The sequence below is a fragment of the Collinsella sp. AM10-26 genome, assembly GCF_003472525.1.
GTDB lineage: Bacteria > Actinomycetota > Coriobacteriia > Coriobacteriales > Coriobacteriaceae > Collinsella.
Genome location: NZ_QRMC01000007.1, coordinates 15,101 through 38,192, shown reverse-complemented (window position 1 = coordinate 38,192; position 23,092 = coordinate 15,101). Strand labels below are relative to the sequence as shown.

Here is a 23,092-nt window from a genome sequence, read left to right as displayed (position 1 = left end):
CGGGCTTTTAGCTATCGATATGCCACACCTAAATACTGTGTCTCATGTTTCGTTTCATCCACCCGGGTTGGAGGGCGGTCATCAGGTTGATTTTTGCCTCGTCTAGGCCTCGGTATCAAAAAGTGTCAGCTGGCGGACGTGTTGGGGCGAAAAGAAGTGTCCAATGCAGCGCCTCCGCGCCTTGGGCGCCCAAGTGCGCGCGATACTCAGCTCAGCACATAAAACCCGCTGCGAGGAGGCACATATGGGATTTCCCGAGGGATTCTTTTGGGGCGGCGCCACGGCCGCAAACCAGTTTGAGGGCGCATGGAACGTTGACGGCCGCGGCCCCAGCGTAGATGACCACTTCCTGGGCGGCAGCTACAAGGAGCCACGTCAGATTACGCTCGACATCGACCCCAACCGCTTCTACCCCAATCACGACGGTATCGACTTCTACCATCACTACGAGGAAGACATCGCGCTCTTTGCCGAGATGGGCTTCAACATGTTCCGCATGTCCATTTCCTGGAGCCGCATCTTCCCCAACGGTGACGATGCCGAGCCCAACGAGGCCGGCCTCGCCTTCTACGACCGTGTCTTCGACTGCCTGCGCGCACACAACATCGAGCCGCTTGTTACGCTCAGCCACTACGAGATGCCCTATGCCTTGGTCGAGAAGTACAACGGTTGGGAGAGCCGCGAGCTTATCGGCTTCTTTGAGCGCTACGCCCAGACCGTGCTCGAGCGCTATCACGACAAGGTGACCTACTGGCTCACCTTCAACGAGATCAACTGTGGCACCCTGGACCTGGGCAACCTCTTTGAGACCAGCATGATTCGCGGCTACGAGGGCCCGGCCTCCGGCGCCCACACCACCCCGCAGCAGCGTTTCCAGGCCCTCCACCACCAGTTTGTGGCGAGCGGTCGCGCCATCCGCTATGCGCACGAGCACTTCCCCAAACTCAAGATGGGCAACATGGACTGCTTTATCCTGTCCTATGCCGCCACATGCGACCCGGCCGACGTCCTTGCCACCCAGCAGGAGATGAACACCATGAACTGGTACTGCTCCGACGTGCAGGTGCGCGGCAAGTACCCGTTCTACGCCAAGCGCTTCTGGGCCGAGAACGGTATCGAGCTTAACATCGCCGACGGCGACCTGCAGGACATCGCCGACGGCAAGGTCGACTTCTACACCTTTAGCTACTACATGTCGGGCACCGTGGGCACCCATATGGACCACGAGATGACCGAGGGCAACATGACCCTTGGCGGCAAAAACCCCTACCTCGAGAGCACCGACTGGGGCTGGCAGATTGACCCGACGGGCCTGCGTATCGCCCTCAATGAGATCTACGCCCGCTACGAGATTCCGCTGATGGTGGTCGAGAACGGCATGGGCGCCTACGACGAGGTGGAGGAGGACGGCTCCATCCACGATCCGTACCGTATCGTTTACCTCCAGAGCCATGTCAAGGCCATGGGCGAGGCTATCGAGGACGGCGTCGACCTGATCGCCTATACCTGGTGGGGTCCCATCGACCTGGTCTCGGCCGGCACCGGCGAGATGCGCAAGCGCTACGGCTTTATCCACGTCGATAAGTACGATGACGGCACCGGCACCTACGAGCGCCGCCGCAAGGACAGCTTCTTCGCCTACCAGAAGATCATCAAGTCCAACGGTACCGAGGGCCTGGCTTAATCGACAAGATGAGTGCCACCGTGGAAAAGCCTCGGGATGGGCTCGCGATTCGAGTCCCCACCTTAGCATTTGAACCATTTGGCACTATAATCACCATAGGCATGCGCATAACGTTGCGCTTAATCAAGAGGAGAAAACGTATGGGTCTGTTTGACATGTTCAAGAAGAAGGCTGAGCCCGCGGCTGCCGCTGCTCCGGCTTCTATCTCTGCTTCTGCCGGCGCCGATGTGCTGTGCTCGCCCGTCAAGGGCAAGGTCATCAAGATGGCCGACGTGCCCGATCCCGTCTTTGGTGGCGAGGTTCTGGGCAAGGGCTGCGCCGTGTGGCCCGAGGACGACCTGGTCTACGCTCCCTGCGACGGCAAGGTGACCGTCACCATGGGTCACGCCGTGGGTCTGCAGTCCGATAATGGCATCGAGGTTCTGGTGCACGTTGGCGTCGATACCGTCAACATGAACGGCGATGGCTTCGAGGGCTTCGTCAAGGCTGACGACGTCGTGAAGGCTGGCCAGCCCATGCTCAAGATCGACCGCGCCAAGATCGCCGCTGCCGGCTACAAGGACTGCGTCGTCGTGGCCGTGTCCAACACCGCCGAGTTCGCCGACGTCGAGCTCGCCGTCGAGGCCGACTCCGCTGTCGCCGCCGGCGATGCCATCGTCAAGGTCGTCCGCAAGTAAGCTGCGGCATCCAAAGGGTGTGCAAGGGTGGTCGGGTTATCCGGCCGCCTTTTTTATTGCACCGCGGGGAAGCGTTTTATTGCACGTTGGGCGGGCTCGCAAACCGTTCGGACGCTAAAACGAACCGACCGCGCCTTCGTGCCGTCGAGGGTGTTTATAAGTGGATAGTATGGGCTTACTTATTACAACGTGCGCCGCGTCCGGGAAGCGCGGTGCCGCTCATTGGGAGGAACAACATGAAAAAGAAGCTGCTGCTTGCGCCCCTCATGGCCGTCTTGGTTGCATGCGCGGTCGTGCTTTCTGGTTGCGGAGGCCCTTCGATCGAGGAACTCATCACCGAGGATCTTACGACGCAGTTTGACGAGGTCAAGAACGGTGGCGACGACTTCCTCGCCGGCCTGGAAGAGGCTTCGGGCGACGAGTTCGAGCAGCTGGGTATCGATCCCAAGGAGTATGCCAAGACCTATCTCGAGGGCTTTGACTACGAGATCGGCGACGTGACGGTCGACGAGGACAAGGGTACCGCGACTGCCGAGGTCTCCATTACCTGCAAGTCCATGAACCAGATCGTCGAGGACTTTTCCACCCAGTATCAGGAGAAGGTCGCTGCGCTTGACACGGTTCCTTCCGATGACGAGCTGTACAAGATGGCCGGTCAGGTTATGGTCGATGTGACCAAGGCCGCCAAGCCCAAGGACACCAAGGTCACCTTTAAGTATTCCGCCAACGAGGATAACGAGTGGTCTGCCGACGATTCCGCAACCACCGAGATGATGAATGCAATGATGAACTAGGGGAGTTACGTGGTAGTTTGTTACGCGGTTTTGCCAAACCGCGTAACGGCTCGACGCTGCAAGCCCGCCAGAGCGGCAATCTGACGTTCAATTTCAAGGGCGCGACCAGAAGGTCAGCGCCCTTTCATTTCACGTCACCTTGCTCGCTCTGGCGGGCTTTCGCTGTCGTTGCCAAAACAACGACGCTCCCTTGGCTGGCTTAAGGCGGCAGATGGGGACGTTCCTTTTCTGTCGGCAGCCGGGGACACTCCTTGCGCCAGCGTTGCATCGAGGGCTCGGGAAAATGCGACCCGGTTTTTGGCCGAATAGTGGGGCGCGCTTTCCGCGTGGCAGAGTCGCTACGGCCGCGTTAGGTGGCGACTTCGTTACTCGCCCAGGATCAGCGCCGCGAGTTCGTCCTGCGTATCTACCACGCAGTCGGCGCCGGCGGCTTCCAGCTCTGCGCGGCCGCGGAAGCCCCAGCTGACGCCCGCGCTCTTAAGGCCGGCGTTGTGGCCGGTCAGAACATCGACATTCGAATCGCCCACATAGAGCGTGGTTGCCGGATCGGCGCCCAGCTCTTCCATCACATGCAGTGTGACGGGTGCTTCGGGCTTGGGCGGAAACGAATCAACACGGCCCTGCACCAGCGCAAAGCGCTCGGAACCAAAATACTTCTCGATAAGCGGTGCCGCCGAGACGTGGTCCTTGTTAGTGAGCACGGCGAGCGTGACGCCCGCGGTGCGCAGGCGGTCGAGCATTTCGATCGTACCGGCATAGGGCGCGGTGTGGTCCTCCTTGTGCTCGCCGTAATAGGCCCTAAACTCGGCAAGCGTCTGCTCAAACATACGCCCGTCGCCCGCATACTCGGCGGGCATAAAGCGCTCAACCAGCTTGAGCATGCCGTTTCCCACCTTATAGCGGTATTCGTCAACGGCAAACGTGGGCCAGCCGTGCATCTCACAGGTATGGTTACCGGCGGCTGCCAGGTCCTCGAGCGTGTTGAGGATGGTGCCGTCCAGATCAAAGATCACATGGGTAAAAGCTGCTGCCATGAAAGCTCCCGTCATTGAGTTTAAAACGCACCTCATAATACTGGGCTTACGCGTCTGGCGTGGCTGGAATCTGAACATCTCCAGGGATATCAAGCCACATCGCGCCAGCCGTGCAATTCCGCCCTAGCAAATTCTCGGAAGCTGCTCTCCTACGAGCATGTCGAGGATGCGGGTCGAGCCTTTTATCCGATATCGTGCGTAAACGCAGCCAGAAACTCTTCGAACGTGTCGGTCTGCATGAGCCTCATCGTGGTCTCTACCGAGGAGAACACTTCGATAATCAGGTCGAGCACATCTCTAAAGAGCCCCATATCTTCCTGTGCGATGCCTATGAGCAGCACAAACCGCACGTCGTGGCGTCCCCAGGGAATCGGGGTGTCATTGTGGGCCACAGCGATAAACGAGCGCTTGGGATATACCGAGATCGCGTGGGGTATGGCGAGGCTGTCGGTAAACGCCGTCGATGAGACGCTCTCACGCAGATGCACGTCAGCGATAAACTCAGGCGTTGCGAGCCCCTGAACAGCCAAAAGCTTCCCCATTTGGTCGATGCAGCTTGTGGCGTCGACTACGTCTATGTTGCGTATAAACAGTCCCGGCTGCAGCAGACGCCCCAAAAGGCCCTGGGCATAGAGGCGCCGCCGCCGCTCCTGGATGGCGCAAAGCCGGTCGCGAATCTTTCGCACGTTTTGCTTAGTGAGGATGGGTCCGATCAAGACTTTGGTGGTGCCTCCACAAACCGGCACGTCGATTGTGGTGATTACCGCATCGCTTTCGGGCGGATTGGCCAGGTAACTGTCGCAGCTCATCACGGCGACAACGCTTATGTCATCGCCAAACTCGGTCTTGAGGTCGTCGACGAGCCTTCGTGCAAAGTCGTGGTACTCCTCGATAATCACTGTGCAGGTGACGGCGCCGTCGGGTGCGGAGAACTTCTCAAAGTAAGCGCCGATATGAAAGGCGATAAACGCGATTTCGTTTTCGCCCACCTCAATATCCATGGCGGTGGAGAAACGGTGGGCGATATAGACCGCCATGTCGTAGACCGGTGCGTACTCGCTTTTGATCTGCGCGGCGAGCGGGTTGGGGTAGCTTACGCGGTAGACGGCGCGCTGGTAGGCGTTAAACATATGTAGGACGAGTTGTAGGCGCATGGGCTCGTCGATAAAGCGTGGCAGGTCGTAGCGCTTTCCGCACTCGTCGAGGATCCCCAGAACCATGTCTACAAATTCGCGGTCAATGATGCTTGAGAGCTTCTCGCGGCTGAGCTCGTTAAAATCGCAACGCTCGACGGAAAGCGCCAAAAGCAGCAGAATCTGCTGAAAATCGTCGCGTGGGATGGCGCAACCAAACTCCTTCTCAAAGTAGGCGGCAATGCGCTGGGCGCAGCGTACGATCTGTTCGCGCTGCCTGAGCTGTGCTACTAGGCCGTCTGCGTCGATGGGGCCGTCCACCTCGCTGAGCTCGTTGTTCGAGGTCAGTCTGATGATGATCACCAGCAGGTGCACGAGCAGGTTGGAGAGCGCGTAGTCGTTGATAAACAGGTCCGAGCGCTGGCAGATCTCGACTAAGCTCGAGAGAGTCGCCTGCACGTCAAAGTCGGGAAACATGTTTTCGAGCGTTTTGGTCGAGGTGAAGTAGCCATAGGAGTTGTGGGTGGCTATGTGGCCGAGAAGCTTGCGCTTGTCGGCCTCGCGCCCCCTGAGCGTCATGCGGTAGTCGTGTGTCTCGACATTGAGGCCGAACTGCCGCACGAGCGCGCGCACCTGCGGCATCACGGAGCTCTGAAGCGTGCTCTCGCTGATAAAGAGCTCATCGGCGATATCAAAGACGGAGAGTCCATCACGTGCGTTGACGAGGCGGGAGATAGTAAAGTCGCGCCTGGAGTCCGCGTTCGCGGGGAGGGCATCGACGCTCTCGCGAGGACTTGCGGCAGCGCTGGTGGCAGCCGGTGCTGCCACGGCAAGGCGATAGCCCTCTTTAGACGATTCGATATGTCGCGAGCCGGCCTCGTTGACCTCTACAACATAGTTGCGGATGCTTCGTTCACTCGCGCCCAAAAGGCCTGCAAGCATCGAGGAAGACACCCATGAGCTGCTGTTTTCGAGCACGTCGATCATGCGGTTAATGCGGTTCTGCTTGGCGCTCGCCATGGCTTTCCTCCAGGAGATGAACGGCAGACAGGGTGTACCGCCCCATGGTATCTCAGGTTAAGAAAGGGCGTCTTTTCCAATTTGCCGCCCAAGCGGAAAATCGCCCGGCTTGCCGTGCGGGCGGAAAATCTGCTGCCTTGCCGCTATGCGGCAAGAAGTCGGTTGGCGGCAAGAGCCCTCCGCAGCGTATAGTGCAGTCACGGTCAAGGGCGGCCGGGTCGACACGGGCGCCCAAGAACACAGCGGGGATCGCAGCGGCATCGGAGCTGCCTCGAGCCCGCTTATTGGGAAAGGAGTACCCCATGGCAGATGAGAACGGCACCGTTCGCATTCTCCTCGCTTGCGGCATCGGTGCCTCGACCGGCTTTATGGCGGCAGGCATGCGCAAGGTCGCAAAGTCTAAGGGTCTTGACTGCACCATCAAGGCAGTCAGTAAGTCTGAGATTATGGACTACGCCGACAAGATCGACGTCCTCCTGCTCGGTCCGCACTTCGCCTCCGAGGTGCCCGAGATCCAGTCTCAAGTGGCATCTCACGGCGTGAAGGTCATGGCCATCGACCCCGACTATTACGCGGCACTCGACGGCGAGAGCATCCTCGAGGATGCCTACGACCTGCTTGACGAAGACTAGGAGGGGACAACATGCTGCAAAAGTTCATGGAAGCGATCCAGGCGTGGATCACCGAGCATGTCGTCCCCGTGATGAACAAGCTTACCTCAACCTACTGGTTTGGCGTTATCTCCGACGCAGTTCTCTACATCGTCCCCTTCTCCATGGTCTCGGCCATCCCGAGCCTGTGGAACATTATCCGTCGCTTTGTCCCGGCCCTGCCCGACCTGTCGCCGCTCACTACGTTCTCGTTTGGCCTCGTGGGCATGTTCATGGCGTTTATCATCCCGCATAACGTTGCGGTCAAGGAAGATCGCAAAGACCGCAGCATGATTGCCGGTTTTACCGGTATAGGCGCTTTTATGCTGTGCATGAACCCCACCATCACCGATCAGGGCTATGTCTTCCAGATGGCCAAGTTTGGCGCGGGTGGCATGTTCACCGCGATGGTCGTGGGATTTGTCGTTGGCTTTATCTACAAGCGCATGGCGCGCATGACGTTCTTTTCCGAGGACAGCCTCGTGCCCGACTTCGTCAAGAACTGGTTCGATAACATCATTGCGGTGCTGCTGTCGCTTTTTGTGGCTTGGCTCTTTACCAACATGCTCCAGGTCGACGTTTTTAGCGCGGTCGCGATCATCCTTTCGCCCGTTACCGGCTTTGCCCAGACGTTGCCCGGCACCATCGCCATCCCGCTTGTCATGGACACCTTCTACTTCTTTGGCATCTCCGGCTGGGTGTTCTCGCCGATCCAGCAGTCCATCCAAAAGTCTGCTCTTGCCGAGAACATGGCCGCCTATGCCGCAGGCCTCGCTCCCACTAACATTAACGCGTACGGCATTACTCGCTACATCATGATCGGCGGCGAGGGCGCAACGCTTCCGTTGGCCTTCTACATGCTCTTTGCCAAGTCCAAGAAGAACAAGACGCTCGGCCGTGCAACGATTATCCCGTCGCTGTTCAACATTAACGAGCCGCTGGTCTTCTCCACGATCGTCGCCAACCCCTTTATGTTCATCCCCATGGTGCTGCAGTCTATCCTGCTGTCTGCCAACGCCTACCTCTGGATGAGCATGGGCTGGGCGAGCCTGCACGTCGAGAATTTCGATATGAACTTCCTGCCCAATGCGGTCTCGGCGTTCTTTATGTCGGGCGGAGACGTGCGCAATATCGCACTGGTCTGCGTCAACCTGCTGATCGCCGCGATTCTGTGGTTCCCGTTCTTCAAGGCTGCCGATGACTACCAGTGCAAGATCGAGGAAGAGCAAGCTGCCGAGAGGGCTGCAAAGAAGGCGGCCAAGAAGGCTGCCAAGGAGGCCGCCAAGGCCGCTGCCGTAGCTGCTGCCGAGTAAACCCCTACGGGCGACTCAGAGTCCGTCGCCTAGTTGCTACTAGATGTTTCAGTACCGGCCGTGGACGCGGCCGGTATCCAAGAATAGGAGGCCATGATGGCTGATGAGAAAATCAACGTTCCCGCAGTCGCGATGAACGTCATCATCAACGCTGGCGACGGCCGCGCCTACATCGACAAGGCGATGGACGCCCTGGCGGAGTTCGATTTCGATGCGGCAGACGCGCACCTTGCCGAGGCTGATGCCAAGATCCTTGAGGCGCACAAAGCGCAGACCGAGATGATCCAGCGCCAGGCGGGCGGCGAGGAGGTCGAGTACTCCCTGCTGTTCGTGCACGCCCAGGATACGCTTATGACCATCAGCGCCGAGCTGCACATGGCCAAGAAGATGATGCCCGTAGTGCGCGCGCTGACCGCCCGCTAACGCGTCTTCCGATTGCGGGCCGTGTCCTGCGGCTCGCATCCCCAACCCAACCAAGAGAGATGAGGACATGCCATGATCGACCTTTCTACCTATGACTTTGGTGAGACTTTTCCCGAGGGCTTTCTCTGGGGCGGCGCTACCGCTGCCAACCAGATCGAGGGCGCATGGGACGAGGGCGGTCGCGGCCCTGCGGTCTCCGACTATGTGATTCTGCTCGACCGCGAGACCTGCGCCCGCGAGGGCATCGTCGAGGGCGGCCCGCTCAACTCCGTTACGCGACAGTCACTCGCAGCTCGCAAGGCAGACGAGATGGCCTATGATTTTCCCAAACGACGCGGCATCGACTTCTACCACGCCTACAAGGAGGACATTGCGCTTTTGGGCGAGATGGGCTTTGGCGTCTTTCGCATGAGCATTTCCTGGAGCCGTATCTTCCCCAACGGCGACGACGCCCTGCCCAACGAGGAGGGTCTGGCCTTCTACGATAAAGTCTTTGACGAGTGCCATAAGCACGGGATCGAGCCCATGGTCACCCTCAACCACTTTGATATGCCGCTTCACCTGGCCGAGGAGTACAACGGCTTTGCGAGCCGTCACGTGGTCGACGCCTTTGAGCACTATGCTGAGACGCTTTTCCGCCGCTACAAGGGCAAGGTCAAGTATTGGATGACCTTCAACGAAATCAACCACGTCTACGCCAACCCCTGCACCTGCTGCGGCGTGATTTGGGACGAGAAAGAAGACGGCTCCAACCCCTATGCCGGCCGTTGGCCCGAGAAGTTCCAGGTCGCTCACAACCAGCTCGTGGCTTCCGCCAAGGCGGTTATCAAACTGCGCGAGATTGACCCCGAGGCTCACATCGGCAACATGCTCTGCCGTCTTGAGAACTACGCCGAGACCTCCAAGCCCGAGGATCAGCTCCAGGTGCTTTTTGAGGACCACTTCAACTGGTTCTTCACCGATATCCAGGCCAAGGGCGAGTACCCCTACTACGTAAAGCGCTTCTTCCGCGACTACGGCGTCGATATCAAGATGGAGGACGGCGACCTCGAAACCCTCAAGGCCGGCGTGGTGGATTACATCTCCATCAGCTATTACATGACCTACATCATGCGCTACAAGGGCAAGATCTCCCCCGAGCCGAGCGGCAAGCTACTTACCGAGATCAAGAACCAATACCTCGAGATGACCGAGTGGGGCTGGCCGATCGACCCCGTGGGATTCCGCATCACGCTCAACCACATCTACGATCGCTACCACCTGCCGATCTTTATCGCCGAGAACGGCAACGGCATGACCGAGAACCGCGATGAGAACGGCTACTGCGACGACGACGCGCACATCGAGTATATGAAGGAGCACGTCGAGCAGATGCACCAGGCGATTCTCGACGGTGTCGACGTCTTTGGTTACGCCTGGTGGGGTCCTATCGACCTGATCAGCTCCGGCACCTCTGAGATGACCAAGCGCTACGGCCAGATCTCGGTCGACCAGGACGACCACGGCAACGGCACCGGCAAACGCGGTAAGAAGAAGAGCTTCTTCTACTATAAGAAACTTATCGCTAGCAATGGTGCCGATACCGCAACCGACAACATCGTGGTGGAGTAAGGAGCAGAGATGGTTTCCAAGACGACGGTCGTCAAGAATCCGAGCGGTATCCACGCGCGTCCTGCGTCGCTGTTTGTGCAGGAGGCAAGCAAGTACGAGAGCTCGATCACCGTTGGCAAGGTGGGCGGAGACGCCAAGGACGCCAAGTCTATCTTGATGGTCATGAGCCTGGGGATGACCTGCAGTTGCGAGATTGTGATTGCGGCCGACGGCGCCGACGAGGCGGCCGCCGTCGATGCCCTCGTGGCGCTTGTCGAGAGTGGCTGCGGGGAGTAGGCGGGCAAAAGCCGCGCCGATGCGCTTTGGGCCACCCAAGGTGGGCTGGCTCCAGAAAGATTGGCCCGCCGGTGCGCGCCGGCGGGTCCTTTGCTTTAGGGAGGTTAACGATGAAGGCAAGAAACGTTGGCGCTAGGGGCGCGGGGCGCGTTGGGGCGCGTTCGGCGCTTACGACCCTGGGGGTCATGTCACTGATTTATGCGGTCGGCGTTCTACTTATGGATGCGACTGTGGGCGAGCTTACGGGCTCTGCGGCGTCCTCTGCATCGATCGCGTCGATGCTCGTTACCTTGCTGCTCATCGTGGCGTTGATCTTCCTTGAGGTGCGAGCGTATCGGGCGGTGGTGGCCTCGGTGCCCTTTGAGCCTGATATGGGCGACAAGGTGCTGCTAGGTCTCTCGCTCTGGTTTGGCGGCGGCATGCCACTCGGCGTCGCCAATCTGGTTCGCGCCGCGGCGTTAGGAGGTGCCGGCGACGTGCGCCAGATTCTCATGCAGCTGGGCGTGAGCGTCGCGCTCATGCTGCTGACGTATCCAAAGTTCAGATCGTAGACAACAGCAAAGCTTGAAAATGCAAAGCCCCGCGACCGATTTCAGCCCGGTCGCGGGGCTATTTGATATTTGGGGGAAATGCATTCGTCGATTTACATGCTCTCTGCCGCACGTGTGCTCCACTCATTTCCAGGGTGAACATTTGGCTCGCTCAATCTTGGGGTGGCAGCGGATCGGGCAGGGCGGGACGACGGCCTGGCGGCGGAGCGAAGCCGCGCCAGCCAACGCTCTCCCGCTAGCAAATCCTCGGCAGCTGCTCTCCTACGAGCATGTCGAGGATACGGGTCGAGCCCCAGCCGGTGCGTACGCGCACGGCGGGACGGGTGCCCTCGGCAAGCGGCAGCACACGGCCGATGATGGCGGCGTTCTCGCCGTAGCGGGCAGCACGCATGGCGGCCAGCGCGGCATCGGCTTGCTCGGCCGGCACAACGGCAACCATCTTGCCCTCGTTTGCCACTTGCAGCACATCGTAGCCGAGCATCTCGCAGGCTGCCTGCACGTCGGGGCGCACGGGCACGGCATCCTCGTCGACCTCCATGGCAACGCCGCTGGCCTGGGCAAACTCGTTGAGCGTGGATGCCAGGCCGCCGCGCGTGGGGTCGCGGAAGCAGCGCGCGTCGGGTGCTGCGGCCAGTACGTCGGCGATCAGGCGATTGAGCGGCGCGGCGTCGCTTTCGATGGTGCTCGAAAACGCCAGACCCTCGCGCTGGCTCATGATGGCGATGCCGTGGTCGCCGAGTGTACCCGACACCAGGATGACGTCGCCGGGCTGACAGTTTGCGCCAGAGAGCGCCACGCCCGCGGGCACCTCGCCCACGCCGGCGGTATTGATGTAGACGCCGTCGGCTCCGCCACACTCGACCACCTTGGTGTCGCCGGTGATGATCGCCACGCCCGCCTCACGCGCGGTCTCGGCCATGGTCTGCACGATCTGGCGGAGCTTCTCCATGGGATAGCCCTCTTCGAGGATAAAGCCGCACGATAGGTAGCGCACGTTGGCGCCCGAGGTCGCGACATCGTTGACGGTTCCGCACACGGCGAGTCGGCCGATGTTGCCACCGGGGAAGAACTGTGGCGAGACCACAAAGCTGTCGGTCGACATGGCGATGCGCCCGCTCACAGGCAGTGCGGCGACGCCGGCATCGTTGCCCTCAAGCAGCTCGGGCGACCCAAAGGCATCCAGAAAGACCTCGTCGATGATGCGCTTCATCATCTGGCCGCCAGAGCCGTGGCCCAGCAGGACGGTGCTATCGGTAACGCTATGGGACATATCGAAAACTCCAATCGTGGGTGGAATTATATGGGTGAGGCGCAGCGTCGACCGGTCCGCCATTCGTTGGGACGGCGGAACCTAATAGTCGCGGTAACGGTAGTACGCCGCGCAGCTGCCCTCGGAGCTCACCATGCACGGGCCGACGGGGTGCTCGGGCGTGCAGGTGCGGCCAAAGAGCGGACAGCTGCTCGGCGTAATGGCCCCGCGCAGCACGTCGCCGCAGCGGCATCCGCGCGGCTCAACCGTCGTCTCAACGGGCACGTCAAAGCGGGCGCCGGCATCAAAGCGCGAGAACTCAGGGCGGATGGAAAGACCCGAGCCGGCAATCGGCCCCAGCCCGCGCCACGTGGTGTCGCACGGTTCAAATACCTGCTCGACCAGCTGGCGCGCTACGGGATTGCCGTCTGCATTGACGCCACGGCGGTAGGCGTTGTCGATCGCCGGCGTGCTCTCGACAATCATCTGGACCAGCATGCAGATACCCTGCAAGATGTCGACCGGCTCAAATCCGGTAACCACGCCCGGGGTCTTAAACTCGTCGACCAAAAAGTCAAAGGGAGCCAGGCCCGTGATGGTGGCGACGTGTCCCGGCAGGATAAAGCCGTCGATAGTGGTCTCGGGATCGTTGGCGATGGCGCGCAGCGCCGGCGGCGTGGTCTTATGGGCGCAGTAGACCGAGAAGTTCTGCAGCCCGCGCGCGTCTGCCTCCAAAATGGCGGCGGCGATGGTGGGCGTCGTGGTCTCAAAACCGACACCCATAAAGATGACCGGGCGTTCGGGATTTTGCTCGGCAATGTCGAGTGCGTCGAGCGGGGAGTACACAATGCGAATATCGCGCCCCGCCGCCTTTTGCGCGGCGAGCGAGGTAGACGACCCGGGCACGCGCATCATGTCGCCAAAGGAGGTGATGATGGCGCCGTCCATCTTGGCGAGCGCGATTGCATGGTCGATATTGCGGTTGGCGGTAACGCAGACGGGGCAACCCGGACCGCTCAGAAGTTTGAGCCCGGCAGGCATAATGGAGCGAAAGCCATAGCGCCCGATGCTCACGGTATGCGTGCCGCAGACTTCCATAAGGTTGATGGCGCGGTCGCCGACAAGCTCATGAATGCGCTCGATGAGCTCGCGAGCCAGCTTGGGGTCGCGAAATGCCGAAAAGTCGATACCGGAGCGAACCGGCTGCGCCGCCGTCACTAGTATGCCTCGGCCGGGTTGGTGGCGAGCTGGTCCTCTTCGGCCAGCTCGGTCATGGTATTGACGAGCTCGAGTGTCTCTTGGGCTTCCTGCTCATCGACAATCTGAATGCCAAAGCCGGCGTGTACGAGAATATAGTCGCCCACCCGTGCCATCGGCACGAGGCGCAGCGAAACGGGGCGCTCGATGCCCATCATGTCGACGGTGGCCTTGAGGTCGTCGTCGCGTTTGACTACTTTACCGGGAACGGCAAGGCACATAATGTTCCCCTTTTATACGTTTTGCGCTGGATAGGCGCTTAATTACCCATCAGATGATGGTAGCGCTCGCGGGAGTCACGAGCAAACGCGTTACACCTGTGAGACGGCGGCGCGCAGGCTGGCAAAACAGCCTATCGCAACGCCGTCTGCGCGAGGCGAGCGCGAGCGATGGCGGCCTGACCGTAGGCGATGCAGCCGTCGTTGACGGGTACAGCGTGGGGGACCAAAACGGCAAGACCGACGTCTTTGAGTTCGTGGGTAAGGAGCTGAAGCAAAAGTCGGTTCATGAACACGCCGCCCGAGAGCGCGACGGTATCGATGCCCTCGCGCGCGCAGATTTCGCGTGCGATTCGTGCCGAAGAGCGCGCGATGGCGATATGGAACCCGAGCGCGAGCCGGTCGGCGGATTCTCCGGTCTCGATTCTGCTCAAAAGTGCCTCAATAAGTGGCTTGGGGTCCAGAACGAAAGGGCTGTCCGAGACAGCCTGGACAGTTAGTTCAGATACGTATTTTTTAGAGCGGCTCTGGGTGGCAAAAGTCGTCTGTGAGGACTCAAAATGGGTCGATTTGGGGCCTGTGCCGGGTGCGCTTGTCGCAAATAGGGTGTCCGGAGAGCCTTTTTTGGCAAAATCTGAGGCAAAAATGCCAGATAGGGGGTTATTAGTTAATACGTATCTGAACAAACTGTCCAGCGACGTTGAGACGGATGCCGATACGCCCGCCTGATTGCCAGCGAAACGGCTGATTTCGCCGTCAAGCGCGCGCCAGGCGGCGGATTCGAGTTCTATGGCGGGTTCGCCCTCGTAGGTTGCCTTGTCGCAGATGCCCAGAATCGCTGCCGCGGCATCAAAGAGACGCCCCATGCTGCTGGTACGCGGGCTGTTGATACCGCGCTCGATCATGGTGGCTGTCACGCTGCGCGTTTGCTCGTCGAGGCTGTCCAAAAGCCGAGCGGTGCCTGGGTGCTCGAGTAGGCAAAGTTCGCTGAGCAGGGCAAAGGCGTTGCGTCGAGCGTCGCGTACGGACGCTACGCCACCGGGTAGGGCCCAAGTGCGCAGATGCGCTGCGCGCTCAAAGTCAGCAAGGCCGGCGACAAGAAACTCGCCGCCCCAAATGGTCCCATCGGTGCCGGCGCCGGTGCCGTCAAAGGCGATGCCAAGGACATGCGCGTCGGTTGTAAGCTGGGCCGCGGCGATAGCCTCGACCATTACGCTTGCGATATGCGCATGATGGTGCTGCACCTCGACGAGCGACTGATTGCATTTTCGTGCCTGCTCGCGCGCCCACTGGCTCGATAGATAGCTGGGGTGTAAATCGCAGACCAAGGCGGCGGGCGCCAAGTCAAAGAGATCTTCCAGGCGCGTGCGCGCGGCGTTCCAGGCATCGAAGGTCTTGCCGTTTTCGACATCGCCGATATGCTGCGATACAAAACAGGTAGCCTCGCCGTTCGTCCCTTCACGTGTAAGCGCAATCGTAGCCTTTTGTTGTGGCCCGCAGGCGAGCACGCAGGACGGAGCGCCGTCGAGCGCCGGCAGCGGTAACGGCTGCGGAGCGTATCCGCGGGCACGGCGCACGGGCATAATGGCGCCGTCGACCACGCGCACCACGGAGTCGTCGTAGCGCGAGAGGATCGCGCGGTCGTTGCCGAGCAACGCGTCGGCGATGCCGGCGGCAACGAGGTGTTCCCAGGCAAGATCGTCGTCGGTCTCGATGGGCTCTTCGCTCAGGTTTCCGCTGGTCATGACAAGTGCGCGCATGCCGCGCGACGCGGTTGCGGCGAGCAGCAAATGCTGAAGCGGGGTGTAGGGGAGCATAACGCCAAGCTCGGGCAAGTCGTGCGCGACAGATGACGCGAGCTCGATGGCGTCGGGCGAGCCATGGGAGTCGTTGCCGGCTGCACGGCGGTGCAACAGCACAATGGGACGAACACTGCCAGCCAGCAGGTCGCGCTCAACACTATCGATATGACACAGACACTCGGCGTCGGCAAGACCGCGCACCATGACGGCAAGCGGCTTGTTGCTGCGACGCTTGCGACGGCGCAGCTCGGCCACCGCCTGCTCGTTGGCAGCGTCACAGGATAGATGGAATCCGCCCAGGCCCTTGATGGCGACGATGCCACCGTCGGCCAGCAGCTCAACGCAGCGCTCGATGATAGCGTCGCTGGCCTCGCGTGTGGTACCGACGGCCGGTGTCGCGGACGAATTCTCGCACGCATCGCCGTTCACAGCCTCGCGCCACGTAATATGCGGCCCGCACTCAAAGCAGGCATCGGGCTGCGCATGAAAGCGCCGGTCGAGCGGGTCAGCATACTCTGCGGCGCAGGTGGGGCACATAGGAAAGTGATCCATCGACGTGGCCGCTCGGTCATAGGGCAGCGAGCGGATGATGGTAAAGCGCGGCCCGCAGTTGGTGCAGTTGATAAAAGGATAGTGAAAGCGCCGGTCGGCGGGGTCAAACAGCTCGCTCAGGCAGTCGTCGCAGGTGGCGATGTCGGGCGAGATGAGCGTCGTGTGGGCGGTCTGATTCTGCGACGCCACAATGCGAAAGCCCTGCTCATCGGCAGCGCTCCAGTCGCCAGGCTCCAAATCCGCAATATAGACACGCTCCACGCGAGCCGCCGCAGGCGCATGCTCAGAAAGCGCGGCAACAAAAGCATCGAGCGCATCGACCGGAGCGTGCGCCTCGATATGCACGCCGTCGCCCGCATTGAGCACCCATCCGCAAATGCCATGCGCCATGGCCTCGCGATACACAAACGGCCGCATGCCAACGCCCTGCACAATGCCCGTCACATGAATATGCACATGCCGCATGCGACCTTCCCTCATCAAAACCTACCAAAAAGGGACAGGTTTATTTTGGTAGGTAAAACTTCTAAATCTGCCAAAACAAACCTGTCACTTTTTGGTAGGTGCGCTACAGCCCCAGGCTCTGCCTGGTTGCGGCACACGTGAGCTCGCCGTGCTTAACGCCGCGCAGGCCCAGCAGACGGTCGGCCAGCTCGTAGACGCGCTCGCCGCGACCCTTAAGCGCCAGAATCTCCAAGCAGTTGTGGTGATCCAGATGCACGTGCATGGTCGATACGATCTCGTCGGTGTAGTCGTGCTGCACCTCGTCCAGACGGCGCGTCAGATCGCCGGTGTGATGGTCGTAGATCATGGTGAGCGACCCGATAACATGCTCATTGGGCGTGCGCATCTGCTCCTTGGCGATCGATGCGCGAATCAGGTCGCGCACCGCCTCGGAGCGGTTGGCCACGTCGCCGCGGCGTGCGATTTGCTCGTCAAAACGGCGCAGCAGGTCGTCGGGTGCGGTAACCGAAAAGCGGACCAGCTCGGAGCCGGAGCCACTACAGTGGCAGCCCGCGTCACCGTCCGCCCCGTGCGGATGCACGTGCTCGTACCCGCAGCCGTGCTCGTGTTCGGCCACCTTACACCAGCTTCACGGAGCCGACGGAGTTGTGGTCGGCCTCGATGGCCTCTTCGTAGCCCTCGAGTGCGTCGTGCGCCTCGTGCAGCGCGGCCATGGCGGCCTCGAGCTTGGTGCCGATGCGCTCCATGTCAAAATTCTCGGTCGCATGCAGCAACTGATGGCTCCACTCATGAGCGAGCTCGATGGTGTCGTCGACCTGCTTGACGCTCATGGCAAGCTGGCTCATGTTCATTCCAACATCATGCATGGGAAATCTCCTTTTGTATGGGGCAGTTCAGTGGTTCAGATTTTACTACGCCCGCTCTGCGTGCAGCTGCATAAGAAAACGGGTGCGAGTCTGTGCGGCCCGCACCCGTTCACTGGGGGCTGTTTGTGACTACCATACTATCCGTGGTCGCGGGCGCAGCACCCGGATCTCCGGCGAGCGGTGCAAAAGCGCTCATGGACGGCAGACAGACGGCAACATGTAACAAGCGTATTACAGGTGCTTCTCCAGCAGCGCCTGCAGCCTCGCCTTGGGCAGCGCGCCGACCGAGCGGTCAATCTCCTCGCCGTTCTTAAACACAATCAGCGTGGGGATGCTCATGACGCCATACTTCATGGCCAGGTCCTGGTTGTCGTCGACGTTGCATTTGGCAACGGCAAGCTTACCCGCCAGCTCGTCGGCAACCTCGTCAACGATGGGCGAGAGTGAGCGGCAGGGACCGCACCACGGTGCCCAAAAATCGACCAGCACGGGCAGGCTGTCGTTAACGACGGAATCGAAATTCTCGGGGGTAATCTGCTTAATGTCAGCCATGGTGACCTCCATAATGTGATGCGGCTCAGCCGCGTAAAACTCAGTACGACCGTGCTTATACCCAGCCGCCCGCAAAGCAACCACTCGCAGGTGGCTCTTTTATATAATGGTTGGCACGCAAACGATTGGAGAGCGCATGTCCACGTCACAAAGCCAGAAAAAAGAAGCCATCGCCCAGGCGGCTGAGCAGGAGCTCACATCGCTTGCGATCCGTGGCGTGCGTATCGCGGGCAACGCGTGCTCGCCGATCGTACTGGTCAAAGGCGATTTGGACGAGGCCGAACGTTTGGGTGGCGAGCTTGCCGCCGGCCCGGATGGCGCGGCGTTGCGCAAGGCGCTTGGGGCCATCGGCTACGCGCCCGAGGATTTTTGCGTGCTGGCAAGCGTCGCCGGCGTGGGTGACGGAGCGGTCGCGGTGGGCGAGACTCTGCCGTGCGAGCTGTTCCGCGAGGCGCTTGAGGCCTTGGACCCCGAGGCGGTGCTACTGCTCGACAACAACGCGGCTGATGCCATGCGCGAGACCTACGCCGATATGCTCGTGGCGATCGATGACTTCGATACCGCCATGCTCAAGCCCGGCCTGGTCGCCCATGTGCAGGGCCGCCGCGTGCTCGCGCTCGACGGTTTTGAGGCGGCACTCACCGACAAGGCCGCTAAGCAGCGCATGTGGGCCTACATCAAGCAGCTGACTCCGGCGGCCGCGCCGCTGTAACGGTCTAGTTGGCCCATAGTCCCGATTACGGGCGACACGGGTACGTCCATCATTGAATTATTATTTCAACTTTACACCTAGGTTTACAGCTGTCTTGTCAGCTGTAAACCTAGGTGTCATACTAAAGCCCCAAGATTCGCCAAAAGAGAGGGGCCTTGATGGCACAGAGCGCGAACATGGATGCGTCGGAGCTTGCACGCGACATTGCGGCCGGCCTGGCATCGGCAACGACGGCAACGGAGCGCGCGGCATTGGTGCCCGCAGAGCTCGTCGAGGCCATTCAGCAACTAAAAACCCAACGTGACGCGGTGATCCTGGCGCACTACTATGTGGCGCCCGAGGTCCAAGCCGTTGCCGATTACGTCGGCGACAGCTTCTACCTGGCAAAGCTCGCCAAGAGCCTGCCGCAGCAGACTATCGTGCTGTGCGGCGTGGAGTTTATGGGCGAGAGCGCCAAGCTGCTCAACCCCACCAAGACCGTGCTGCTGCCCGAGCCGGGCGCGGACTGCCCCATGGCTCACATGGTCAAGCGCGAGACGGTCGACGCCGCCCGCGCCGAGTATGGCGACGACCTGGCCGTGGTCTGCTACGTCAACTCGACGGTCGAGATCAAGAGCTGGAGCGACGTGTGCGTCACCAGCTCCAACGCCGTCAAGATCGTGTCCGAGCTGCCGCAGCAGCACGTCCTGTTTATCCCCGATCAAAACCTGGGCCGCTTTGTAGCCGAGCAGGTGCCGCAAAAGCACGTCATCCTCAACAATGGCTACTGCCCGCGCCACCATATCATCACCGTCGAGCAGATCGTCGATGCGCAAGAGGCGCATCCCGACGCGCTCGTGCTGGCGCACCCTGAGTGCAAGGCCGATGTCCTTGCCGAGGCCGACTACATTGGCTCCACCGCCGGCATCATCAAGTATGCCGAGGAGTCGGACGCGAGCGAATTCATTATCGTGACGGTCCGTGGCGTGCTCTACGAGCTCGAGCGCCGCTGCCAGGGCACCGGCAAGAAGTTCTACTTCCCCGCGGTGCAGCCCACCTGCGTCAACATGGATCTCATCACGCTCGAAAAGCTCGTGCGCTGCCTGGAGACGGGCGAGGGCGAGGTGCAGATCGGCGTGTCGGACGAGGCCGCCGAACAGGCCAAGCTCACGCTCGACCGCATGCTCGAGTACGCAGCGCGCTAGAACAATGCGGCATGAGGGACGGTCCCTTATGTCACATTCAAGGGAGAGGATTCCTGTGGGAACCAAGCAATACCCCGATATGGAGTGCGACGTCGTTATTGCCGGCTGTGGCGTGGCGGGCCTGTATGCGGCCCTCAACCTGCCGATGAGCACGCGCGTGATCATGCTCTCCAAGGGCGCGGTCGACGAGTGCGATTCGATGCTCGCGCAGGGTGGCATCTGCGTGCTGCCCGAAGGCTCGGACTACGATGCCTTCTTTGAGGACACCATGCACGCCGGCCACTACGAGAACCGCCGCGAGAGCGTAGACATCATGATCCGCTCGAGCCGCTCGGTCATCAACGATTTGCTGGCCATGGGCGTGGACTTTGAGCGCAAGGCCGACGGCAGCCTCGACTTTACCCGCGAGGGTGCGCACAGCCGCCCGCGCATCGCCTTCCATGCCGATATCACCGGTAAGGAGATCACGACCAAGCTGCTTCAGGCCGTTCGCAAGCTGGACAACGTGCAGATTCTGGAACACGTGGCCATGACCGACATCCTGACTGCCGATCGTGACGGCGCCACGGTGTGCACCGGCGTCATCGCCGTTCCCGTGGACGAGGACAATTCGGTTCGTCCCGCCGACGAGTTGACAAATGCCGCCGAGGGCGCGCATGCCGGCGAGCCGTTTAAGATCCATGCCCGCCATACGCTGTGGGCGACGGGCGGTATCGGCGGCGTATACGATCACTCGACCAACTATCCACAGCTCACGGGCGATGCTTGCTATATCGCTCAGGAGCATGGTATTAAGATGGAGCACCTGGACTACGTGCAGATCCACCCCACGGGGCTGTTCTCGCCGCAGCCGGGTCGCACCTTCCTGATCAGCGAGAGCTGCCGTGGCGAGGGCGCGATTTTGCTCAACGCCGCCGGCGAGCGCTTTACCGACGAGTTGCAGCCGCGCGATGTGGTCGCCGCCGCTATTCGCGAGCAGATGAAGCTCGACGGTACCGAGCACGAGTGGCTGAGCTTTGCCCCCGTCGAGCGCGACGTGGTGACCGGGCACTTTGCCAACATCCGCGCGCGTTGTCTGGAGGACGGCCGCGACATCTTGGACGAGCCCATTCCCGTCACGCCCACGCAGCACTACTTTATGGGCGGCGTGTGGGTCGATAAGGACGGCCGCACCTCGATGCCCGAGCTCTATGCCGCGGGCGAGACAGCCTGCAACGGCGTTCACGGCAAGAATCGCCTGGCTTCCAACAGCCTGCTCGAGGCGCTGGTCTGGGGTCGCCGCGCTGCGTGGTACATGCGCACCGGCAAGTCGCTGGCCGTGGAGCAGGCGGGCGAACCCGCGCTCGATGGCCGCCATCGCGCTCTGAGCGCCGACACCCTGGCAATCGATGATTTGGCCCGTGCCGCCGGCACGCAGGCCGTGGAGGAGTAGACCATGAATCCCATTACCATGAAGCTCGTCGTCGATGATCTGATTCTGCAGGCTCTGCGCGAGGACATTACGTTTGAGGACGTGAGCACGGCGAGCGTGTGCCCCACAGCGCGTCCCGCTACCGTTGAGCTTATCGCCAAGGCCGACGGCATCATCGCCGGCTTGGATGTGTTTGCTCGTACCTTTGAACTGCTGGATTCGCAGAGCTCGGTGCTGTTTGATGTTGCCGACGGTGACGAGGTGCATGCCGGCGACCACGTGGGCCAAGTGCGCGGTGACGCGCGCGTGCTGCTTTCGGGCGAGCGCGTGGCACTCAACTACCTGCAGCGCATGAGCGGCATCGCTACCTACACGCACAGCATGGCCGCAGCGCTCGAGGGAACCAAGACCGTGCTCGTCGACACGCGCAAGACCACGCCGGGCATGCGCGTGTTTGAGAAGGCGGCGGTTGAGATCGGCGGCGGCAGCAACCACCGCTACAACCTGTCGACGGCCGTCATGCTCAAGGACAACCATATCGATGCCGCCGGCGGCGTGGCACGCGCGATCGAGATGGCGCGCGCCCATGCGTCGTTTACCACGACGGTCGAGATTGAGTGCGAGAACCTGGACATGGTACGTGAGGCCGTGGAGGCCGGTGCCGATATCATCATGCTCGACAACATGACCCACGATGACATGGCTGCCGCCATCGAGCTTATCGCCGGCCGCGCCAAGACCGAGTGCTCGGGCAACGTGGACGCGAGCAATATTCGCGCGCTTGCCGACCTGGGCGTCGACTTTATTAGCTCGGGAGCGCTGACGCACTCTGCGCCGATCCTCGACCTCTCGCTTAAGCACCTGCGTCTGCTGGACGGTAAATAATGGATGCCCGCGAGCGTCGCCGTGCCATTATGGGCGTGCTCGAGGGAGCCAAAGGTCCCGTTTCGGGCGGTGCGCTTGCTCGCGAGGTGGGTGTGAGCCGCCAGGTTGTCGTGCAGGACATCGCCCTGCTGCGTGCCGATGGGCACGACATCGTTGCCACCAATCGCGGCTACGTACTGCAGGAGGCTCCGAGCAGCCCAGCGGTGCCCACGCGCCTGGTCAAGGTGCACCATGGCGTGGAGCAGGCGGGTGACGAGCTCACGAGCATCGTCGACGCGGGCGGCGCCGTGCTCAACGTGATTGTCAACCACCGCGTGTATGGCAAGATCACGGCCGACCTGGACATTCGCAACCGTCGCGATATCGAGCGCTATCTGGAGGGTATTGCCAGCGGCAAGAGTTTCCCGCTGCTGACGGTGACGAGCGGCTACCACTTCCATCGCATCGCGGCGGAAGACGAGCGGACCCTCGACGAGATCGAGACTATGCTCAAGGAGAAAGGCTACCTCGCAGACCTTATGCCCTACGAGGGCGACCTATCGTAGCCGACGCTGCAAACGCCCCTAAGCGGCAATCTGACGTTCAATCGTCGGTCGCGTACCGAAGTACGCTTCCCTCCTCTTTCACGTCACCTTGCTCGCTTAGGGGCGTTTTCGCTGACTTATGCTCAACCTGCGGCGGTGCCAAATTAGTTATCCGCACAAACAAAATAAGGAGGCCTCCGCGGCGATGCGGAGGCCTCCTTTTTGTGCACGGTGTACTTTTGAGTGTGC

The 23,092-nt window shown here is 61.0% G+C and carries 23 protein-coding genes; 14 read left to right on the top strand and 9 right to left on the bottom strand.

Going from position 1 to position 23,092, the window contains the following annotated elements; all coding sequences use genetic code 11:
- Positions 1 to 244: 244 nt before the first annotated feature.
- The 3 genes from DW123_RS07420 to DW123_RS07410 all read left to right on the top strand — a co-directional run bounded on the left by DW123_RS07420 (position 245) and on the right by DW123_RS07410 (position 3,155).
- Positions 245 to 1,684 (top strand): glycoside hydrolase family 1 protein, encoded by a 1,440-nt coding sequence (locus DW123_RS07420; protein ID WP_118273242.1) that lies wholly within the window; start codon positions 245 to 247, stop codon positions 1,682 to 1,684.
- 140 nt (positions 1,685 to 1,824) lie between these two features.
- Entirely contained in the window at positions 1,825 to 2,361 is a 537-nt protein-coding gene (locus tag DW123_RS07415; protein WP_117735368.1) for a PTS glucose transporter subunit IIA, read from the top strand.
- Positions 2,362 to 2,597: 236 nt separating this feature from the next.
- A complete protein-coding gene (locus tag DW123_RS07410; RefSeq protein ID WP_118273241.1) occupies positions 2,598 to 3,155 on the top strand; it encodes a hypothetical protein in 558 nt (185 codons plus the stop codon).
- A 365-nt stretch (positions 3,156 to 3,520) separates the two neighbouring features.
- On the opposite strand, the gene DW123_RS07405 is transcribed toward DW123_RS07410, so the two are convergent.
- Both DW123_RS07405 and DW123_RS07400 read right to left on the bottom strand, forming a co-directional pair.
- Positions 3,521 to 4,189, bottom strand: coding sequence for an HAD family hydrolase (locus DW123_RS07405; RefSeq protein WP_233540155.1), 669 nt, complete (start codon positions 4,187 to 4,189; stop codon positions 3,521 to 3,523).
- A 182-nt stretch (positions 4,190 to 4,371) separates the two neighbouring features.
- On the bottom strand, positions 4,372 to 6,342 hold the full coding sequence (locus tag DW123_RS07400; protein ID WP_118273239.1) for a PTS sugar transporter subunit IIA: 1,971 nt from the start codon (positions 6,340 to 6,342) through the stop codon (positions 4,372 to 4,374).
- Between the two features lie 302 nt (positions 6,343 to 6,644).
- Here DW123_RS07400 and DW123_RS07395 point away from each other — a divergent pair, with 302 nt between their 5' ends.
- The 6 genes from DW123_RS07395 (at position 6,645) to DW123_RS07370 (ending at position 11,166) form a co-directional block, all read left to right on the top strand.
- On the top strand, positions 6,645 to 6,974 hold the full coding sequence (locus DW123_RS07395; protein WP_117803548.1) for a PTS sugar transporter subunit IIB: 330 nt from the start codon (positions 6,645 to 6,647) through the stop codon (positions 6,972 to 6,974).
- Positions 6,975 to 6,985: 11 nt separating this feature from the next.
- Positions 6,986 to 8,305, top strand: coding sequence for a PTS sugar transporter subunit IIC (locus tag DW123_RS07390; protein ID WP_118273238.1), 1,320 nt, complete (start codon positions 6,986 to 6,988; stop codon positions 8,303 to 8,305).
- A 96-nt stretch (positions 8,306 to 8,401) separates the two neighbouring features.
- Positions 8,402 to 8,728 carry a PTS lactose/cellobiose transporter subunit IIA gene (locus DW123_RS07385; protein ID WP_118273237.1) on the top strand — a complete coding sequence of 109 codons (327 nt, stop codon included), beginning with the start codon at positions 8,402 to 8,404 and terminating at the stop codon, positions 8,726 to 8,728.
- A gap of 72 nt (positions 8,729 to 8,800) precedes the next feature.
- Positions 8,801 to 10,339, top strand: a complete 1,539-nt coding sequence (locus DW123_RS07380; protein WP_118273236.1) for a glycoside hydrolase family 1 protein — start codon at positions 8,801 to 8,803, stop codon at positions 10,337 to 10,339.
- Positions 10,340 to 10,348: 9 nt separating this feature from the next.
- Positions 10,349 to 10,615 carry an HPr family phosphocarrier protein gene (locus DW123_RS07375; RefSeq protein WP_118273235.1) on the top strand — a complete coding sequence of 89 codons (267 nt, stop codon included), beginning with the start codon at positions 10,349 to 10,351 and terminating at the stop codon, positions 10,613 to 10,615.
- 185 nt (positions 10,616 to 10,800) lie between these two features.
- Positions 10,801 to 11,166 (top strand): hypothetical protein, encoded by a 366-nt coding sequence (locus DW123_RS07370; RefSeq protein WP_147351604.1) that lies wholly within the window; start codon positions 10,801 to 10,803, stop codon positions 11,164 to 11,166.
- 235 nt (positions 11,167 to 11,401) lie between these two features.
- On the opposite strand, the gene hypE is transcribed toward DW123_RS07370, so the two are convergent.
- The 7 genes from hypE to trxA form a co-directional block, all read right to left on the bottom strand.
- Entirely contained in the window at positions 11,402 to 12,436 is a 1,035-nt protein-coding gene (hypE, locus tag DW123_RS07365) for a hydrogenase expression/formation protein HypE (RefSeq protein ID WP_118273233.1), read from the bottom strand.
- A gap of 81 nt (positions 12,437 to 12,517) precedes the next feature.
- Entirely contained in the window at positions 12,518 to 13,633 is a 1,116-nt protein-coding gene (gene hypD / locus DW123_RS07360) for a hydrogenase formation protein HypD (protein WP_118273232.1), read from the bottom strand.
- Complete coding sequence (locus DW123_RS07355; protein WP_118273231.1) at positions 13,633 to 13,893, bottom strand: HypC/HybG/HupF family hydrogenase formation chaperone; 261 nt, start codon at positions 13,891 to 13,893, stop codon at positions 13,633 to 13,635. Before DW123_RS07355 ends, hypD begins: the two co-directional genes overlap by 1 nt.
- A gap of 131 nt (positions 13,894 to 14,024) precedes the next feature.
- The gene (gene hypF / locus DW123_RS07350) at positions 14,025 to 16,709 is read right to left on the bottom strand and encodes a carbamoyltransferase HypF (RefSeq protein ID WP_118273230.1); all 2,685 of its coding nucleotides are present in this window, start codon (positions 16,707 to 16,709) and stop codon (positions 14,025 to 14,027) included.
- Positions 16,710 to 16,812: 103 nt separating this feature from the next.
- Positions 16,813 to 17,325, bottom strand: a complete 513-nt coding sequence (gene nikR / locus DW123_RS07345; RefSeq protein WP_233539312.1) for a nickel-responsive transcriptional regulator NikR — start codon at positions 17,323 to 17,325, stop codon at positions 16,813 to 16,815.
- Between the two features lies 1 nt (position 17,326).
- Complete coding sequence (locus DW123_RS07340; RefSeq protein WP_118098164.1) at positions 17,327 to 17,575, bottom strand: hypothetical protein; 249 nt, start codon at positions 17,573 to 17,575, stop codon at positions 17,327 to 17,329.
- 231 nt (positions 17,576 to 17,806) lie between these two features.
- Positions 17,807 to 18,127: a thioredoxin gene (gene trxA, locus DW123_RS07335; protein ID WP_117735375.1), complete on the bottom strand. Its 321-nt coding sequence runs from the start codon at positions 18,125 to 18,127 to the stop codon at positions 17,807 to 17,809.
- Between the two features lie 136 nt (positions 18,128 to 18,263).
- On the opposite strand from trxA, the gene DW123_RS07330 reads away from it, so the two are divergent.
- The 5 genes from DW123_RS07330 (at position 18,264) to DW123_RS07310 (ending at position 22,864) form a co-directional block, all read left to right on the top strand.
- Entirely contained in the window at positions 18,264 to 18,839 is a 576-nt protein-coding gene (locus DW123_RS07330) for a hypothetical protein (RefSeq protein ID WP_118273229.1), read from the top strand.
- Positions 18,840 to 18,997: 158 nt separating this feature from the next.
- Positions 18,998 to 20,023: a quinolinate synthase NadA gene (gene nadA / locus DW123_RS07325; RefSeq protein ID WP_118273228.1), complete on the top strand. Its 1,026-nt coding sequence runs from the start codon at positions 18,998 to 19,000 to the stop codon at positions 20,021 to 20,023.
- Between the two features lie 28 nt (positions 20,024 to 20,051).
- Positions 20,052 to 21,455, top strand: coding sequence for an FAD-binding protein (locus DW123_RS07320; protein WP_199570205.1), 1,404 nt, complete (start codon positions 20,052 to 20,054; stop codon positions 21,453 to 21,455).
- A gap of 3 nt (positions 21,456 to 21,458) precedes the next feature.
- Positions 21,459 to 22,319 carry a carboxylating nicotinate-nucleotide diphosphorylase gene (nadC, locus tag DW123_RS07315; RefSeq protein WP_117742903.1) on the top strand — a complete coding sequence of 287 codons (861 nt, stop codon included), beginning with the start codon at positions 21,459 to 21,461 and terminating at the stop codon, positions 22,317 to 22,319.
- Positions 22,319 to 22,864, top strand: coding sequence for a transcription repressor NadR (locus DW123_RS07310; protein ID WP_117742902.1), 546 nt, complete (start codon positions 22,319 to 22,321; stop codon positions 22,862 to 22,864). Before nadC ends, DW123_RS07310 begins: the two co-directional genes overlap by 1 nt.
- Positions 22,865 to 23,092 lie beyond the last annotated feature (228 nt).

Coding starts and splice junctions, on each gene's coding strand:
- nadA (WP_118273228.1), top strand. CDS start 18,998: ATGGCACAGAGCGCGAACATGGATGCGTCGGAGCTTGCACGCGACATT.
- DW123_RS07415 (WP_117735368.1), top strand. CDS start 1,825: ATGGGTCTGTTTGACATGTTCAAGAAGAAGGCTGAGCCCGCGGCTGCC.
- DW123_RS07385 (WP_118273237.1), top strand. CDS start 8,402: ATGGCTGATGAGAAAATCAACGTTCCCGCAGTCGCGATGAACGTCATC.
- DW123_RS07400 (WP_118273239.1), bottom strand. CDS start 6,342: ATGGCGAGCGCCAAGCAGAACCGCATTAACCGCATGATCGACGTGCTC.
- DW123_RS07405 (WP_233540155.1), bottom strand. CDS start 4,189: ATGGCAGCAGCTTTTACCCATGTGATCTTTGATCTGGACGGCACCATC.
- DW123_RS07420 (WP_118273242.1), top strand. CDS start 245: ATGGGATTTCCCGAGGGATTCTTTTGGGGCGGCGCCACGGCCGCAAAC.
- hypF (WP_118273230.1), bottom strand. CDS start 16,709: ATGCGGCATGTGCATATTCATGTGACGGGCATTGTGCAGGGCGTTGGC.
- DW123_RS07410 (WP_118273241.1), top strand. CDS start 2,598: ATGAAAAAGAAGCTGCTGCTTGCGCCCCTCATGGCCGTCTTGGTTGCA.
- trxA (WP_117735375.1), bottom strand. CDS start 18,127: ATGGCTGACATTAAGCAGATTACCCCCGAGAATTTCGATTCCGTCGTT.
- DW123_RS07390 (WP_118273238.1), top strand. CDS start 6,986: ATGCTGCAAAAGTTCATGGAAGCGATCCAGGCGTGGATCACCGAGCAT.
- DW123_RS07330 (WP_118273229.1), top strand. CDS start 18,264: ATGTCCACGTCACAAAGCCAGAAAAAAGAAGCCATCGCCCAGGCGGCT.
- DW123_RS07340 (WP_118098164.1), bottom strand. CDS start 17,575: ATGCATGATGTTGGAATGAACATGAGCCAGCTTGCCATGAGCGTCAAG.
- DW123_RS07355 (WP_118273231.1), bottom strand. CDS start 13,893: ATGTGCCTTGCCGTTCCCGGTAAAGTAGTCAAACGCGACGACGACCTC.
- DW123_RS07395 (WP_117803548.1), top strand. CDS start 6,645: ATGGCAGATGAGAACGGCACCGTTCGCATTCTCCTCGCTTGCGGCATC.
- hypE (WP_118273233.1), bottom strand. CDS start 12,436: ATGTCCCATAGCGTTACCGATAGCACCGTCCTGCTGGGCCACGGCTCT.
- DW123_RS07320 (WP_199570205.1), top strand. CDS start 20,052: ATGTCACATTCAAGGGAGAGGATTCCTGTGGGAACCAAGCAATACCCC.
- DW123_RS07375 (WP_118273235.1), top strand. CDS start 10,349: ATGGTTTCCAAGACGACGGTCGTCAAGAATCCGAGCGGTATCCACGCG.
- DW123_RS07310 (WP_117742902.1), top strand. CDS start 22,319: ATGGATGCCCGCGAGCGTCGCCGTGCCATTATGGGCGTGCTCGAGGGA.
- nadC (WP_117742903.1), top strand. CDS start 21,459: ATGAATCCCATTACCATGAAGCTCGTCGTCGATGATCTGATTCTGCAG.
- DW123_RS07380 (WP_118273236.1), top strand. CDS start 8,801: ATGATCGACCTTTCTACCTATGACTTTGGTGAGACTTTTCCCGAGGGC.
- DW123_RS07370 (WP_147351604.1), top strand. CDS start 10,801: ATGTCACTGATTTATGCGGTCGGCGTTCTACTTATGGATGCGACTGTG.